Here is a 13182-nt window from a genome sequence, read left to right as displayed (position 1 = left end):
TTTTAATATGAATGCACCTACTGATTTAAATATTAAAATTAATTCTATTATTGAGCTTTATTCTTCTGGACATTCAAGTGAGGCACAGGATGCCGTTCAAGCTTTAATTGGTCAGCATCCTAACGAAGCATTACTTTACAATATCAGTGGTGTTTTTTATAAGGCAGCGAGTCAGCTAGAGTTAGCGGTAAAATCTTTTGAGAGTGCTGTAGTAATTCAGCCCGACTTCGCTGATGCTCATTATAATCTTGGTCTAACGCTACAAGAGCTCAATCAACTGAAAGCTGCAATTAATAGCTATCAAGTCACATTAGATCTTCAAAAAAGCTATTTTAAAGCACATAATAACTTGGGTATTATTTATAAAGAGCTTGGACAAATGGAAGATGCAGTTAAGTCATATGAGGAAGCAATAAATCTTCAGCCAGGCTATGCAGAGGCGCATAACAATTTAGGTACTACCCTCCATGAACTGGGGCAACTGGATGAGGCAACCAAGTGCTATGAGAAAGCATTAGCCATTCAGCCAGATTACGTTGAGGTCCTCAATAACCTTGGCAATACCCTCAATTTACTCGGACAGACTGATGAGGCGCTTAATTCTTACCAACAGGCACTGTCCATTAATCCGAACTATGCTGATGTGCATAATAATATAGGAATTATTTACCACGAAACGGGCCAATTAGATGAAGCAATTAAATGTTATGAAAAAGTAATAGCTATTAATCCTGAGAATGCTGAGGCGCATAACAACCTTGGTGTTACCCTTAATAAACTTACTCAATTTCATAAGGCAGTTAATTTTTATGAACTGGCTCTAGCAATTAATCCAAGCTATGATGAGGCGTACTTCAATCTAGGTGTTACTTTTTACCAACTTGGAAAAAGTGATGAAGCACTAAATTCCTATAAACAGGCACTCCTAATTAATCCAGACTATGCGGACGCATATAACAATATAGGTAACATTCTTCAACAATTAGGTCAATTTGATGATGCGTTTAATAGCTATATTCATGCTTTAGCTATTGATCATGATAATGCTGATTTTCACCGAAATCTAGCCTTAATGAAGAATTATAAAAAAGGTGATACACAGCTTATTAAAATGCAGTCTCTCTTATCTGCTAATAATCTTAGTCGATCGGATCGAATTAACTTATGCTTTGCTTTAGCGAAAGCATACACAGACTTAGATGAGAAAGATGAATTATTTAAAGTATTAAATGAAGGAAATCAACTGCGTAAAGAAGAATTGAATTATTCTGTTGATAAGGATCTAAAAAATCATTCAGTACATAGAAAGCTTTTTATATCGTCTATTAAAGAAACATCGAGCTATGAGCCACTATCCATTAAACCAATTTTTATTGTTGGCATGCCTCGTTCTGGAACCACTCTAGTTGAGCAAATTATTTCCAGTCATCATGAAGTTCATGGTGCAGGTGAACTTACTGCCTTAGGTAATCTGATTACACCAATAACGAATGATTATTTATTAAACCACAATGTCCTTTCAGAAAAAAACTTTATGTCAGTCCGACTTGGATACTTAAAAATCCTATCCAACCTTAATACCTCCGAAAGAATTATTACTGACAAAATGCCTCAAAATTTCGAACATATAGGGTTTATCTTAAGTGCATTTCCAGAGGCAAAGATTATTCATCTTAAAAGGGATGCTATGGCAATTTGCTGGTCAAACTATCAGCGTTATTTTCCTGATAAAAAAATAGGCTTTCCATATAATATGCAAGATTTAGCACTCTTTTATAAATCCTATACTGAATTAATGGCTTTTTGGCATGAATCGTTTCCCAATCAAATATATGATATTAGTTATGAAAACCTAACAACAAGTCAAGAAGAGGAAACCAGAAAATTATTAAAATATTGTGAATTAGATTGGGATGAGAGCTGTCTGAACTTTTATACTAATAAGCGAGCTGTAAAAACAGCCAGCTCATTACAAGTTAAAGAAAAAATGTACCAGGGCAGCTCTGAGGTCTGGAAAAAATATGAGGTCCAGTTAAAGCCACTTATCAACTCACTTGATTACTCATCATAATGGGTAATGTAGGTCCTTCAAAAAAGCAAATTGAATCTGTAGTTTCAATTATTTCTATTGGAAAATTTCAACAAGCATTAGAAAAAACTACTATTCTAAGCCAAAAATACCCAGATGAATCTTTATTATTTAATCTAAGTGGCATATGTTATCAAGGGCTTAGACAACTAGAGACTGCCGCTGAACATTATGAAAAGGCAGTAATCATTGATCCTAATTATTATAAAGCGCATTATAATCTCGGAGGTGTATTGCAAGATCTAGGTAAGCTGAATGCCTCTGTTAAAAGTTTTGAGAGGGCTCTTTCTATAATGCCTGATTATGCTGAGGCGCATAATAACGTAGGAAATGTCTTTAAAGAGCTAGGTCAATTTGATAATGCTATTATGAGTTTTAGAAAGGCAATAGAAATAAATCCTGATTATTTTGAAGCTCATTACAGTCTAGGCAAAATATTCCAAGACCTCGATAATATTGAATCGGCAATCATAAGCTATGAGAAAGTATTAATAATTAAACCAGATTTTGCAGAATTACATAATAATTTAGGAGTAATATTTCAAGAGATTAATGAAATAGATTCCGCCTTAAAATATTTTAAGAATGCAATAAGAATAATGCCAGAATTTGCTGAAGCTTACAATAATCTTGGTAATGTCTATAAAGAACTAAATCAACCTAATAAAGCCATAAATTGTTATAAAAATCTAGTAGCAATTAATCCTAACTTTGCTGATGCTCATTATAAACTAGGAAATATTTTGCAAGATATGGGTCTATTAGATGAGGCAATTGAATGCTATCAGAAGGCACTTTTAAACAAGCAAGATCATGCCGAATTATATTATAATATTGGTTTAATATTTATGCAACTTGGTGACCTCGATGCATCTATTGAAAGTTTTGAGAAAGCCATTTATATAATGCCTGATTTTGCCCAGGCTCATAATAGTCTTGGGATTGGACTTAATAAGGTTGGGCAAGTTGATAAAGCACTTAAAAGCTATATGAAGGCACTTTCCATTAATCCAGATTTTGCAGAGGTTTACTTCAATCTTGGAAATCTTATGTTCGATCTCAATCGACTAGATCAAGCAGTATTGAATTACGAGTTTTCTCTTAATCTCAAGCCAGGAATAGATTGTAACTTTGGAAATTTATTTCATACAAGAATGCAATTGTGTATTTGGGATAATTTTTCTAAAGATCTTGAGGAGTTAATACAAAAAATAAATCATAATGAAATGGTTATTGACCCATTTTCTTTGTCTTCTCTGACTGGTGATTCGCAAATTCAGCTAAAAAATTCTCAAACTTATTCTAAAAATTATATTCCAACCAATAATGCTTTATCAAAAATAAATAACTATTCAAATCATACAAAAATTCGAATAGGTTATTTTTCTGCGGATTTTAGAGAGCATCCAGTGTCTGATTTGTCCGCTGAACTTTACGAGCTTCATGATAGAAGTCAATTTGAAATTTATGCATTTTCTTTTGGTCCTAATACTCTGGATGAAATGAATCTTCGAATTAAGGCGGGAGTTGATAATTTTTATGATGTTCAGATGATGTCAGATAAAGATATTGTAACGTTATCAAGATCTTTAGAAATTGATATTGCAATTGACTTAGGAGGATTTTCTGCAAATAATAGAGCGAGAATTTTCTCCATGTACTTAGCACCAATTCAGGCAGGGTATTTAGGATACACATATACAATGGGATCAAATTTTATAGATTATTTGATTGCAGATAAAATAGTTATCCCCAAAGACCAACAAATAAATTATTCTGAAAAAATTGCTTACTTACCAAATTGCTATATGGCGAATGATACAAAAATTGGAGTTTCAAAAAACAAACTAACCAAAAAAGATGTAGGCTTACCAAGTGAAAGTTTTGTATTTTGTTGTTTTAATAATTATTATAAAATTAATCCCATTGTTTTTAAAAGTTGGATGGCTATTTTATCTAAGGTTAATAGCTCTATTCTATGGCTTCCTGATGGGAACACTATTGCAATGAATAATTTGAAGAAAGAAGCAAAAAATTATGGTATTAATGAAAATCGATTGTTTTTTGCTCCTCGCTTAACTCTTAAGAAAGATCATTTAAATAGAATTCAGTTGGCTGATTTATTTATTGATACCTTCCCTTTTGCCTCTCACACTTCTTGTAGTGACGCCCTTAGGGTTGGCTTGCCAGTATTGACTTATATTGGAGATTCATTCACAGCTAGAGTTTCATCATCCCTACTTCAGAGTGTTGGCTTACCAGAGTTGATTACAACTACTCAAGATCATTATGAATCGCTTGCGATTAAATTAGCAACAGATTCAGAGAAATTAAAAGATATTAAAGATAAGCTGAAGAAAAATTTACTTACCTCTTCATTGTATAATGCTCAATTATTTACAAAGCAACTTGAGAGTGTTTATTTGGATATCTATGATCAATCTCAACAATAATTAGAGTCGGATTATATTTATTTTTAAACCTCACCTAGACTCAAAATGAAGAAACAAAAAAAAACTCTTAATAACCTTACAAATATTAAAAATAAGCAAGGCCCACCTAGAGAAATTATTCAATCAATAATTGATACTTTTTCAAGCGGAAAAAAAAATGAGGCAATTATTGAACTGAAGGAATTACTCAAGGACTACCCTTTATCGCCTTTATTATTTAATGTTAGTGGCTCTTTTTATAAATCAATCGGCCAGCTCGATATAGCCGTTAAAAAATTTAAACAAGCCTTATCCCTAAACCGTAACTATGCGGAAGTTCATTATAACCTTGGAGTCACTCTTAGTGAGCTTAATCAAATTGAAGAGGCTATTGAATGCTATAAAAATGCTATTAATATCAAAATTACTTATCCAAATGCGCATTATAATCTTGGCAATGCACTTTTAAGTCTAAAGAAATATGATCTTGCCATTGAGCACTTTAAACTGGCAGTAAAGTTTAATCCTAAATTTGCTCAAGCTTTTAATAATTTAGGTCTTGCAAATAAACTACTCGAAAAAGATTTTGAAGCTGGCATAAACTTTGATAAAGCATTAGTCATTAAACCAGATTATGCTGAAGCTGCTAATCAGCGAGGCGTTATTTTTCAAAATAGTGGGGACTTTGAAAATGCAATAAAATATTATCAAAAATCACTAGCGATTAACCCACAACTTGCTGATGCTTATAATAATATTGGACTTGCTAAAAAAGAATTAAATAGCACTGATAGTGCAATAAAATATTTTGAAAAAGCCTTATCAGTCGATCCTAATTATGCAAATGCATACTATAATTTAAGTCTATTCAAGCAATACTCTTTAAGTAAAGAGCAAGTTGTAAAAATGCAATTACTTCTAAGTGAAGAAAATGTCAATGAATCTGATCTAATTGCAATTAATTTTGCATTAGCAAATGCTAATGAAGATTTAGGAAATAATAATCAGTTTTTTAATTATCTTAATGAAGGTAATCGCTTACGCAAAAAAGAACTAAATTATTCTTTTAGTACGTCCCAAAAGTTATTTTCAATTATCTATGAGATCTTTGCCATAGACTCAAACTCCATTAATAAATCACTTTCATATAAAACACCTGCTAAACGCCCCATATTTATTCTTGGTATGCCCCGATCTGGAACAAGCCTAGTTGAGCAAATTATTTCTAGCCATAAAAATGTTTATGGCGCTGGAGAATTAAGCACTTTAATGAAACTCTACTACCCAATATTAGAGAACAAACTTTCTAGTACAGAAGATAAAAAAATACTTTCTAAAAAAAATCTGATGTTACTTCGTGAAAAATATTTAGACTCCCTTAATCATTTAAATACCACTGCTAATGTTATTACAGATAAAACGCCAGCAAATTTCCAGCACATAGGTCTAATTTTTTCTATACTTCCTGAGGCAAAAGTTATTCATCTAAATAGAGATCCTAGAGCAATATGCTGGTCAATTTATAAATCTAAGTGGAGTGGCAAGGGTTATGGATTTTCTTACGATACCGATGATTTAGTTAAATACTATAGCCTGTATTCTGAATTGATGGATTATTGGCGCACAATGTTTCCAGGAAAAATTTATGATATTTGCTACGAAGACTTAACCACTAATCAAGAAGAAGAAACCAAGAAATTATTGGATTATTGTGAATTAGATTGGGATGAAAACTGTCTAAACTTCCATAAAAATAAACGCGCAGTAAAAACAGCTAGCTCATTACAAGTCAGAGAAAAGATGTACCAAGGAAGCTCTGAGGCTTGGAAAAATTATGAAATGCATATTCAACCAATGATTGATGGCCTTAAAGCTTATTTAAAATAATTGTTAAACTAGTTAGCTATTCCATTTAATTCTAAAAAGTTAAGAATAATAGATACTGACTCTTCTAGACTTTGATTATCCGTGTCAATTATTAACTCTGGTTTTTCTGGAACTTCATAAGGTGAGTCAATACCTGTATAGTTTTTAATCTCTCCAGCCCTTGCTCGCTTATAAAGCCCTTTAACATCTCTAGCCTCACAAGCCTCTAGACTGGCTTTACAGAAGATTTCTATAAAGTCATCACTGGAAATTAATTTTCTAGCATCCTCTCGATCTTTATTGAACGGGCTAATAAACGCTGTCATTACTATTAAGCCAGATTCCAGCATTAGCTTACTAACTTCACTTATTCTACGAATATTTTCAGTCCTGCCTTTCTCACTAAAGTCAAGGTTAGAATTTAAACCATAACGAACATTGTCACCATCCAATACAAAAGTCCTGCAGCCCTTTTTAAATAATTTTTCTTCTAAAGCATGTGCTAAAGTAGACTTACCAGAGCCAGAAAGACCAGTAAACCAAAGAACAATTGAACGATGATTGTTTAATTTATTACGTCTCTGCCGGGTTACGGATGCTTGATGATAAATTATATTCGAGCGCTTCATTTTAAATACTAGATAAAAAGTATTAATTTAAATAAAGTTATTATATAGTTCAATCAGATAAATATATTTAGATATCTAGCAACCTTTTAAGAGCGCTTCGACTGTTGTTCCCATATCAGACGGATTCGATGCAACCATAATCCCAGCATCTTTAAGAATTACTACCTTCTCAGCCGCACTTTCACCACTTGAGCTAACAATAGCACCTGCATGTCCCATCGTACGTCCAGCGGGGGCTGTTAGGCCTGCTATATAAGCCGCCATTGGTTTGTTCATATGGTTTTGAAAGTAATCAGCTACCTCAGCCTCCTGAGGCCCCCCAATTTCTCCAATAATCATAATAGCTTCGGTTTCATCATCACTCTCAAAATATTTTAAGATCTCTAAAAAAGAACTCCCATTAATTGGATCACCACCAATTCCAACACCAGTGCTAATACCAATACCCAGCTCCTTCATTTGAGAAGCCGCCTCATAACCTAAAGTTCCTGACCTTCCAATCAAGCCAACTTTACCCTGTTTATATATATGACCAGGCATAATACCTAATAATGATTTTCCTGGACTAATCGTGCCAGCACAATTAGGACCAGTTAAAACCATACGTTTTTCTTGGGGAGCGCTATTAATATAACGCTTCACTCTTATCATGTCATGTGTTGGAATTCCATCAGTAATACTTACACAAAACTTTATATTTGATTCGGCCGCCTCCATAATTCCATCAGCAGCATAAGCTGGCGGTACAAAAACAATACTCGCTTCTGCGCCTGTAACTAAGACAGCCTCCTCGACTGTATTAAACACAGGCTTTCCTAAATGCATTGTGCCGCCTTTACCTGGAGTAACCCCTGCTACAATGTTTGTGCCATAGTCAATCATTTCTTGAGTATGAAAAGAGCCAATACGGCCAGTTATACCTTGAACTAAAACCGGAGTTTTTTCATCTATAAAAATACTCATTTTTAATTTTTACTCCCATTTGCTTGCTTCCATGCAGACACTACTTTGTGTGCTGCATCAGATAAGGTGTCAGCTGTAATAACTTTTTTACCACTATCTTTTAATATTTTCTGTCCCTTTTCAACATTTGTTCCAGATAGACGAACAACTAATGGGATGTCAATATCTCGCTTATTTAGTAAATCTACAATACCTTGGGCAACCCAATCACATCGATTTATTCCAGCAAAAATATTAATCAAGATAGCTTCTACAGACTTATCAGACAATACTAATTCTATAGATGTTGCTACTCTCTCAGCAGATGCGCCGCCACCAATATCTAGAAAATTTGCAGGCTCTCCACCCGCATGCTGAATCATATCCATTGTCGCCATAGCAAGACCTGCTCCATTAATGAGGCATCCAATATTTCCATCTAAGCCAACATAACTTAAATCATGCTCAGCAGCATTTGTTTCACGAGGATCTTCTTGTGTTTTATCACGAAATTCTAGAATTTCTGGTCTACGATAAAGTGCATTCTCATCAAATGTCATCTTCGCATCAATAGCCATAACCTTATTATCAGTTGTTAATATTAATGGATTGATCTCTAATAAATTAGCGTCAGTATCACGAAACGCACGATAACATTTCATAACTGCTCGACTGGCAGCGCCAATAACCTCATTAGGTAAATCTAATGTAAAAGCTAACTGACGAGCCTGAAAGGGTTGCATACCAACAGCAGGGTCAATCATAATTTTTGAAATTTTTTCTGGTGTCTCTTTAGCAACTTTTTCAATGTCCATACCGCCTTCAGTAGAGGCAATTAAAGTGACTTTTTGAGTTGCTCTATCAAGAACAATGCTAAAGTAAAGCTCTTTAGCAATATCACTCGCTTCTTCAACATAGATACTTGAAACCATTTTTCCCTCTGGACCAGTCTGGAGAGTTACAAGCTTATTACCAAGAAGATTATGACAAAAATCAGCAATTTCCTGATGGCTATTACATAGCTTTACGCCGCCAGCTTTTCCACGTGCACCTGAATGAACCTGAGCTTTAACAATCCACTTGCTCCCCCCCAACTCACTGGCTTGGTAAATTGCCTCAGTTGCAGAGTGCGCAATGCCACCCTTGGGAATTGGAACTCCATATTTACCCAATAGCTTCTTAGCTTGGTACTCATGAATATTCATAATTACGTGACAACTTTCCCATTTATTGCATTATCTGTATTGACAATATTTTCAGCCATTTTTGCAGAAGCAGCATCAATCATTCGCCCATTTAGTTGAGCCGCACCTCGACCCTCTTTAGCTGCCTCATCTAATGCAATAAGAATCTGTTTCGCATGCGAGACTTCAGATTTTGGAGGGGTATAAATCTCATTAGCCAACTCAATTTGTGAAGGGTGAATTGCCCACTTTCCCTCAAAGCCAAGAGCAGCCCCTCTTCTTGCAGCATCTTTATAAGACTCAGGATCATTAAAATCCCCAAAAGGTCCATCAATCGGCCTCAAACCATAAGCTCTACAGGCCACTAACATTTGAGATAGGCCAGCATGCCATTGATCACCTGGGTAATTAGGATTTAAACCACCTATAACAGTTGTTCGCGCTCGACAACTTGCAGCATAGTCTGCAACACCAAAGTGCATCGCCTCAAGTCGCTCTTCACGGCCACATTTAGCAATATCCATAACATTAGCCATACCTAACGTAGTTTCAATGAGTACTTCAATTCCAATTCGATGTTTAAAGCCCTTAGAAGTCTCAATTTGATTAAGCATTGCTGACAGCATATAAACATCTGATGCTGTGCCTGCTTTAGGAAGTAAGATAGTATCAAGATGCTGGCCTGCTTGCTCAACCACCTCAACTACATCGCGATACATATAGTGTGTATCAATACTATTGATTCGGACAGAAATAGTCTTACCATTACCTTGCCAATCTAGATCTTGAAGAGCTCCAATAACATTTTTACGTGCCGTCACTTTATCATCTGGCGCTACAGCATCTTCTAAATCTAAAAATACAAAATCTGCTGCGCTTGCCAGTGCTTTTTCAAACATATTAGGACTGGATCCTGGAACTGCTAATTCGCTTCGCTGAAGCCGCTGTTTTACTGGTTCATAAATAATATGACTCATAGTATTTCCTTTTAAATAATTTTTAAAAACCCTTTTAAATAAAAAACTATTTATTTATATTTAGAGCTTTAAGCTTGTTAATAAAATACTATAGCGATAAAAAAACTTAGCGAGTTGAGTAATTATCAAATGAGATATAGGTCAAATCAACTCTCAAATTTAATTAGCTTAGAATTCTGATTTCAATTCAGCTGAAGTGGCGTCCCGTAGGAGATTTGAACTACCTGTTTCCAGGATGAAATCCTGGCGTCCTGGGCCACTAGACGAACGGGACAAAGGGTTTTAGATGGTATTACTTTAGAGCATTAAATTAAAATTTGCCTTTTTTAATTAAAAAAAAAATGGCATCGCGTAGGGGAATCGAACCCCTCTTGCCAGGATGAAAACCTGGAGTCCTAACCGATAGACGAACGCGACATTAAAACTATTTTGCTTGGTGGAGCTAGGCGGGATCGAACCGCCGACCTCTTCACTGCCAGCGAAGCGCTCTCCCAGCTGAGCTATAGCCCCAAGAAACTAGGATGTTTAGCAAAAGCGTAAATTATAATCTGTATCTCATTTCAGTCAAGTCAAAATTGGTAAAATAATGCATTATGGAAAAAACATACAATAGCAATCAATACTCAATCGACGTGCTTTATCATATTGGCGCCTATGAAAATTCAATTCATTTTATTTTTGATGAAGCAACCAAAACATGTGCAATCGTAGACCCTGCATGGGAGCCAGACTTATTTTTAGAGAAAATAAAGAGTAAAGGCTATACCCTTACAGATATTTGGATTACGCACTGGCATGGAGATCATACAAATGCGGTCGATGACCTAGCTAACAAAACAGGTGCAAAAATTACTGCTGGCGTTAATGAAATTCCTTACTTAAATATTGAAAATAAAGTTCACACAGTTAAAGATGGTGAAATCATCAAGCTAGGTGAAACAAAAATAAAAATTATTGAAACGCCTGGACATACTGCTGGTGGTATTTGCTACCTTTTAGATGAGCATCTTATTGCTGGTGACACATTATTCGTTTATGGCGTTGGTATATGCAGCCTTGCAGGCTCTAATCCAGTGACATTATTTCATTCACTTAAAAAATTATTGACTGAAGTGGGAGATGATATCCACTTATTATGTGGACATAATTATGGATCAGAAATAACGACGACAATAGCAGATCAAAAAAAAGCAAACCCTTTTTTACTTATCAAAGATCAAGATACGTTTGTTCGCTATAGAATGCATGTTCATGATTCAACTAGAACGTACCCTATGTCTCCAATGACACTAGACGAAGTAAATGCCTTACTATGATAGGAATTTATGGCGGCTCCTTTGATCCCGTTCATCTTGGACACCTTCAAACAGCTTCATCAATAAAAAATGAACTCAGTATTGATCGACTATTTATGCTGCCTTGCTTCGTGCCTGTCCATAAAAATTCTCTAAATTACACCTCCAAAGAAAGACTTCAAATGCTAAATCTGGCTATTAAAGAGTTCACGAGTCTTGAAATAGATACGAGAGAAATTTTACGCGGCGGAAACTCTTTCATGATTGACACCCTACTCGACTTAAAAGAGTCATTTAAAGATGAATCAATTTGCTTAGTTATTGGAATGGATAGCTTTATCAATTTTAAAACTTGGAAAAACTGGGATGAATTTTCAAAGTTGGTTCATTTAGCTGTGCTTCCACGAATTGGCGATCAACCAATTAGTAAAACTCTAGAAACTTTTGACATAGCAAAGAATGCTCATCAACTTAAAGCAAAACCAAATGGATACTTATATTTTTCCAATTCTCAAATGATAGATATTTCATCGAGTGATATTAGAGGTAAAATTGCCGCCAATCAAAATCTTGATAATTTTTTACCTACTTCCATAATTAGCTTTATAAAAAAATATGACACTTGACAAACAAACAAAAATTGTTGAAAACGTAATTGATGATTTAAAAGGTGAAAATGTTATAACCCTAAACGTTATGAAACAGTGTGATGATATAGAGGCAATTATTATAGCTACCGGCAGATCAATACAACATGTCAAAAGTATGGCTACAAATGTCAGTACGGAAGCTAAGAGAGTTGGCATGGTTGTCCTAGGAATCGAAGGCAAACAACAAAGTGAGTGGGCCTTAGTTGATCTAGGTGAGGTTGTTGTTCACTTAATGACTGAAAAAACAAGAGACTTCTATAAATTAGAAAAATTATGGTCTACCGAGGAAGATGAGGATTAACCTAATTACGATTGGCAAAAAAATGCCTAATTGGATTAATCTTGGTATTGAGCACTATCAAAAACAACTTCCTAGTTATTATAATTTCACAATTACAAGCTTAGAATCTCAAAACCGAAAATCAAGCAGCTCAGAAAATTCAAAAAACCTTGAAGCAAAATTACTTCTAGAAGCCGCCAGCGAGGCAACACTATTGGTGGCCTTTGATGAGACTGGGACTCAAAAAACTAGTAAACAAATTTCTCAGTCAATCGAAAGCTGGCAGCTTGATGGTGAGAGTGTTGCACTTTTCATTGGAGGCGCAGATGGACTTTCTTCAGAAGTTAAACAAAAATGTCATCAGGTTTGGGGGCTGTCCAATCTAACAATGACGCACTCAATGGCAAGACTATTAGTAGTAGAGCAAATCTACCGTGGATATAGCCTACTTAATAATCGCCCGTACCATAGAGAATAAAATCAGAGAATTGATTGAATGTTCTCTGGAGGTCTTCCAATAGAAACCCCTTTCTCTGTTCTGACGATTGGTCGCTCAATTAAAATTGGAAACTCATGCATTGCTTTAATTAACTCGTCTTCGCTTAAAGATTTATTAGATAGCTCCAATTCTTTGTACTTCGATTCACCCTTTCTAAGAAGTTCTCTAGCGCTTATACCCAAATCACTCAAAATTGCTCTGAGCTCTGATTCACTGGGAGGCTCAATCAAGTAATTAACAACATCAAAGTCAACTTCATTTTGTTCTAAAATAGCGACAGTTGCTCTTGATTTGGAGCAACGAGAATTGTGATAAATCTTTGCATTCATAAAACTGACT

General features: G+C 35.0%; 12 protein-coding genes and 3 tRNA genes. 7 read left to right on the top strand and 8 right to left on the bottom strand.

Annotation, left to right across the window (positions count from 1 at the left end; all coding sequences use genetic code 11):
• Positions 1 to 7: 7 nt before the first annotated feature.
• Genes ABXT44_RS02440 through ABXT44_RS02430 form a run of 3 tightly spaced genes read left to right on the top strand, consistent with a single transcriptional unit; the run spans position 8 to position 6408 of the window.
• A complete protein-coding gene (locus tag ABXT44_RS02440; RefSeq protein WP_416687865.1) occupies positions 8 to 2071 on the top strand; it encodes a tetratricopeptide repeat-containing sulfotransferase family protein in 2064 nt (687 codons plus the stop codon).
• Positions 2071 to 4542 (top strand): tetratricopeptide repeat protein, encoded by a 2472-nt coding sequence (locus ABXT44_RS02435; RefSeq protein WP_416687864.1) that lies wholly within the window; start codon positions 2071 to 2073, stop codon positions 4540 to 4542. The genes ABXT44_RS02440 and ABXT44_RS02435 overlap by 1 nt, the downstream gene beginning before the upstream one ends.
• 45 nt (positions 4543 to 4587) lie before the next feature.
• Complete coding sequence (locus ABXT44_RS02430) at positions 4588 to 6408, top strand: tetratricopeptide repeat-containing sulfotransferase family protein (RefSeq protein ID WP_416687862.1); 1821 nt, start codon at positions 4588 to 4590, stop codon at positions 6406 to 6408.
• 8 nt (positions 6409 to 6416) lie between these two features.
• Here the strand turns inward: ABXT44_RS02430 and cysC are convergent, their stop codons facing one another.
• From cysC to ABXT44_RS02395, 7 genes are all read right to left on the bottom strand, one after another.
• Entirely contained in the window at positions 6417 to 7016 is a 600-nt protein-coding gene (gene cysC, locus ABXT44_RS02425) for an adenylyl-sulfate kinase (RefSeq protein WP_416687860.1), read from the bottom strand.
• Positions 7017 to 7091: 75 nt separating this feature from the next.
• A complete protein-coding gene (gene sucD / locus ABXT44_RS02420) occupies positions 7092 to 7979 on the bottom strand; it encodes a succinate--CoA ligase subunit alpha (RefSeq protein ID WP_416687858.1) in 888 nt (295 codons plus the stop codon).
• A gap of 2 nt (positions 7980 to 7981) precedes the next feature.
• Positions 7982 to 9163 (bottom strand): malate--CoA ligase subunit beta, encoded by a 1182-nt coding sequence (locus tag ABXT44_RS02415; protein ID WP_416687856.1) that lies wholly within the window; start codon positions 9161 to 9163, stop codon positions 7982 to 7984.
• A gap of 2 nt (positions 9164 to 9165) precedes the next feature.
• Entirely contained in the window at positions 9166 to 10119 is a 954-nt protein-coding gene (locus ABXT44_RS02410; protein WP_416687855.1) for an HpcH/HpaI aldolase/citrate lyase family protein, read from the bottom strand.
• Between the two features lie 197 nt (positions 10120 to 10316).
• Positions 10317 to 10393: transfer RNA gene (locus tag ABXT44_RS02405), tRNA-Glu, on the bottom strand.
• Between the two features lie 68 nt (positions 10394 to 10461).
• Positions 10462 to 10536: transfer RNA gene (locus ABXT44_RS02400), tRNA-Glu, on the bottom strand.
• Positions 10537 to 10553: 17 nt separating this feature from the next.
• Positions 10554 to 10629 (bottom strand) — tRNA-Ala (locus tag ABXT44_RS02395).
• 83 nt (positions 10630 to 10712) lie between these two features.
• On the opposite strand from ABXT44_RS02395, the gene ABXT44_RS02390 reads away from it, so the two are divergent.
• Genes ABXT44_RS02390 through rlmH form a run of 4 tightly spaced genes read left to right on the top strand, consistent with a single transcriptional unit; the run spans position 10713 to position 12822 of the window.
• Positions 10713 to 11435, top strand: coding sequence for an MBL fold metallo-hydrolase (locus ABXT44_RS02390; RefSeq protein WP_416687853.1), 723 nt, complete (start codon positions 10713 to 10715; stop codon positions 11433 to 11435).
• Entirely contained in the window at positions 11432 to 12040 is a 609-nt protein-coding gene (gene nadD, locus ABXT44_RS02385) for a nicotinate (nicotinamide) nucleotide adenylyltransferase (protein ID WP_416687852.1), read from the top strand. Before ABXT44_RS02390 ends, nadD begins: the two co-directional genes overlap by 4 nt.
• Positions 12030 to 12365, top strand: coding sequence for a ribosome silencing factor (gene rsfS, locus ABXT44_RS02380; RefSeq protein WP_271537391.1), 336 nt, complete (start codon positions 12030 to 12032; stop codon positions 12363 to 12365). The genes nadD and rsfS overlap by 11 nt, the downstream gene beginning before the upstream one ends.
• Positions 12355 to 12822: a 23S rRNA (pseudouridine(1915)-N(3))-methyltransferase RlmH gene (gene rlmH, locus ABXT44_RS02375; RefSeq protein WP_416687850.1), complete on the top strand. Its 468-nt coding sequence runs from the start codon at positions 12355 to 12357 to the stop codon at positions 12820 to 12822. The genes rsfS and rlmH overlap by 11 nt, the downstream gene beginning before the upstream one ends.
• 2 nt (positions 12823 to 12824) lie before the next feature.
• Here the strand turns inward: rlmH and arsC are convergent, their stop codons facing one another.
• Positions 12825 to 13172: an arsenate reductase (glutaredoxin) gene (gene arsC / locus ABXT44_RS02370; protein WP_416687848.1), complete on the bottom strand. Its 348-nt coding sequence runs from the start codon at positions 13170 to 13172 to the stop codon at positions 12825 to 12827.
• Positions 13173 to 13182 lie beyond the last annotated feature (10 nt).

This window comes from Candidatus Pseudothioglobus sp. Uisw_041, assembly GCF_048087625.1.
GTDB lineage: Bacteria > Pseudomonadota > Gammaproteobacteria > PS1 > Pseudothioglobaceae > Pseudothioglobus.
Note: the sequence above shows the minus strand (reverse complement) of the source record. Positions and strands in the feature narration are given on the sequence as shown.